Annotated in this window: 3 protein-coding genes; 1 reads left to right on the top strand and 2 read right to left on the bottom strand. The window is 38.1% G+C overall.

All coding sequences use genetic code 11. From position 1 onward, the window contains the following. The first annotated feature begins 28 nt into the window (after nucleotides 1–28). On the top strand, nucleotides 29–250 hold the full coding sequence (locus H5072_RS17335) for a DUF3820 family protein (protein WP_024594942.1): 222 nt from the start codon (nucleotides 29–31) through the stop codon (nucleotides 248–250). Between the two features lie 91 nt (nucleotides 251–341). Here the strand turns inward: H5072_RS17335 and H5072_RS17340 are convergent, their stop codons facing one another. Next, the gene (locus tag H5072_RS17340) at nucleotides 342–1,589 is read right to left on the bottom strand and encodes an ATP-binding protein (RefSeq protein WP_182694256.1); all 1,248 of its coding nucleotides are present in this window, start codon (nucleotides 1,587–1,589) and stop codon (nucleotides 342–344) included. A 25-nt stretch (nucleotides 1,590–1,614) separates the two neighbouring features. Beyond that, nucleotides 1,615–2,248 (bottom strand): winged helix-turn-helix domain-containing protein (locus H5072_RS17345; protein WP_182694257.1); only part of this gene is annotated, 634 nt, incomplete at its 5' end.

Genomic DNA, 2,248 nt, shown 5'->3' on the forward strand with positions numbered 1-2,248 from the left:
CGCAGACTTTAAAACCTAAGTAACTCTTATGGATCCAAAACAATTAAAAATAGCTGTAAATACAACGATGCCTTTTGGGAAATATGCTGGGCGCCCTTTATTACTACTACCAGAACCTTATTTGGTGTGGTTCAAACAGCAGGGATTTCCTAACTCGAAACTTGGTAGCCAACTAGCGATGATGTATGAGGTTAAACTAAATGGCCTTGAGCAAATGTTAATGCCATTACTTGAAAAAAATAAAAAATAATTGAGAACTTTTTTAAATACTTGCGGTCTTTTATATTGCTACTTGTTGATTTTGGTTTTTAACCGCAAAAAAAGCGCCTTAGGCGCTTTTTTTATGTCTTAAATTTAAGAGGTAAATATACAATAAATTTAGCACCACCTAAGCTTGAGCTTTCTGCTTTACACTCTCCTTGGTGCCACGACACAATTTTAGCAACTATAGCAAGCCCTAAACCAAAGCCACCAGTGTCCTTGCCTCTACTTTTATCTAATCGAGTAAAAGGCTTAAATACGTTTTCTCGCTCAACGGGGTCAATCCCTTCACCATCATCTTCAACAATCAATACGATGTGAGTTGCCTCTTGTAGCAATGAAATTTTGACTTGTTGATGAGTGTATTTGAGCGCATTGCCAATTAAATTTTGAAATACTCGCGCCATAAAGTGGCTATCACAGTAGTAATTTAAATGCTCAGGGAGGTTTATAGAGAGCGTTGTTCTAGCTTCAAAATTTAGCTTTTCAACAGTGGTTTTTACCAGCCCAGCTAAATCGCAGTTTATTGGCTGTAAACTTGGTTGTTGAGAGTCTAATCGCGCGTATTCAAGCATTTCAGAAACTAGTGACTCAAGCTCACTAATATCTGTTTGCATGTTTGTTAGGTATTTTTCGCCTTTTTCGTCAAGCATTTGTTCTTGTAGCATGACTATTGCAAACTTTAAACGTGCTAGTGGTGTTCTAAACTCATGCGACACCGATGAGGTAAGTTCTTGCTGCGCACTAAGTAAAAACTCAATACGTTGCTGCATTACCTTTAATGTATCAGTTATAGGTAAAAAGAAAGACTTAGAAGAGTCATTTAGTTGAAAGTCTTGCAAACCCTCTACCGCTTCACACGCTTTACGTAGCTTTGCAAAGTCACGCCAGAGTAAAAAGCTCCATAGCCCAACTGGTATACCTACAATAATAAGTAGTAATAAATACGGCCAAACAGAAGATAATTGCTGCGTTAATACGCCTACCGGTCCTACTTGAAGTAATGAATCATTACCGAGATCTACATACCAAACAATGCGTTGTTGCTTATCATACAAATATAAGTAGTGGTTTTGATTTAGCTGCGATTGTTGTTTTTGAGGAAGTATTAAATCACATCGTTCAATCACTTTACTTTCAAAGTTATGCTTTAGTTTTTTAAGACCATTTGGGGTTTGTGAAAGCAACCACAGTGATTGCCCAAACTCATCGTCTAAGAAGACCTGCTGCTGCGACTCTTCATAGGGCCACAGCTGCTCAATAACACCACTTACAACAAATAATGAAACAATGATATATAAGTATAAGCTGGTAAACAGTTTTCCCATTACAGCCGATTAACCTTAAATAGTTCTAAAGATCCCATGCATCAGAAACAAATAAATAGCCTTGTCCCCATACGGTTTTTATACGATACGGCTTATCACTATTATCGCCTAATTTTTTACGAATTCGTGATACGCGTACATCCACAGTTCTATCAAGTCCGTCGTATTGACGGCCAATCATATGTTGGTGCACATGTTCTCTGCTTAGTACTTCACCCGCATTTGACGCTAATAGCCATAGTAGTTCAAACTCGTGCGAAGTTAATACAATCTCTGAATCACTTAGTTTTACAATACGGCTTGTTTTATCGATGACTAAATCACCAAACTGCAGTTCTTCACTAGACTTTACTATTGGTTGCCCACGTCGTAGTAATGCATTGATCCGCGCTAGTAATACACGTGGCTCTGCTGGTTTTATTACATAATCATCAGCACCAAGTTCTAAACCAAGCACTTGGTCGAAGTCTTCACCTTTAGCAGTCAACATTAAAATTGGTAGAGTAAATTTATCTCTTACTTGGCGGCAAACGCTAAAGCCATCTTTACCTGGCAGCATAACGTCTAGAATCATTAAATCGGGTGTATTGTTTTCTAGGTAATTAAACACTTCGTCACCACGCTCTAACACTTCGACTTCAAGGCCATTATGTTCAAGG

The organism is Pseudoalteromonas sp. SR45-5 (assembly GCF_014163565.1).
GTDB classification, from domain to species: domain Bacteria; phylum Pseudomonadota; class Gammaproteobacteria; order Enterobacterales; family Alteromonadaceae; genus Pseudoalteromonas; species Pseudoalteromonas distincta.

Excerpts from the sequence above, each read along its gene's own strand:
- H5072_RS17340 (WP_182694256.1), bottom strand. The coding sequence starts at position 1,589 with ATGGGAAAACTGTTTACCAGCTTATACTTATATATCATTGTTTCATTA.
- H5072_RS17335 (WP_024594942.1), top strand. The coding sequence starts at position 29 with ATGGATCCAAAACAATTAAAAATAGCTGTAAATACAACGATGCCTTTT.